This is a genomic window from Serratia sp. 506_PEND, from assembly GCF_001076875.1.
In the GTDB taxonomy this organism is placed as follows: Bacteria; Pseudomonadota; Gammaproteobacteria; order Enterobacterales; family Enterobacteriaceae; genus Serratia; species Serratia marcescens.
Genome location: NZ_JVEL01000143.1, coordinates 1 through 237 on the forward strand (window position 1 = coordinate 1; position 237 = coordinate 237).

A 237-nucleotide genomic window follows, 5' to 3' on the forward strand; every position below is an offset into this window, starting at 1 on the left:
CGGTGTTGATCATGCCCCCCAGCGTGGCGCGGTTGCTGGTGGACAGTTCCGGCGAGAAGAAGTAGCCGAACGGCCGCAGGTATTGATTCAGCTGATCCTTGATCACGCCGGCTTCGACTTTCACCCAGCCTTGTTCGACGTTGATCTCCAGAATGCGGTTCATGTGGCGCGACATATCGACCACGATGCCGGTATTGAGCGACTGGCCGTTGGTGCCGGTGCCGCCGCCGCGCGGGC

General features: G+C 62.0%; 1 protein-coding gene. It reads right to left on the reverse strand.

Annotated elements, in window-relative coordinates; genetic code table 11:
- The coding region (locus ADK28_RS03875; RefSeq protein WP_048794939.1) for an FAD-binding oxidoreductase at positions 1-237 on the reverse strand (237 nt) is incomplete at both ends.